General features: G+C 26.2%; 1 protein-coding gene. It reads left to right on the top strand.

Annotated elements, in window-relative coordinates; translation table 11 throughout:
* The coding region (locus V6260_RS19405; protein ID WP_341595635.1) for a hypothetical protein at window positions 1–210 on the top strand (210 nt) is incomplete at both ends.

Here is a 210-nt window from a genome sequence, read left to right as displayed (position 1 = left end):
ATTGATTTTAGCTAAATCAATCAGAGAAAATAAGATTCCTCACCTTATTGAGGCAATTTCAAATGATATTAAATACGACCAAAAAATGCGCCTCATTGACTCCTTATTAAATAGAAATCTATGTACTTTGAAGCGTTATTTGATAAAGGAAACTTTATTTAAATCACTAAGTGAAAAGTTATTAAATCAAGATATATCAAACTACTATAA

This window comes from Pseudoalteromonas aliena (genome assembly GCF_038155085.1).
Lineage (GTDB): Bacteria > Pseudomonadota > Gammaproteobacteria > Enterobacterales > Alteromonadaceae > Pseudoalteromonas > Pseudoalteromonas aliena_A.
This window is presented reverse-complemented; position numbering and strand designations above follow the sequence as displayed.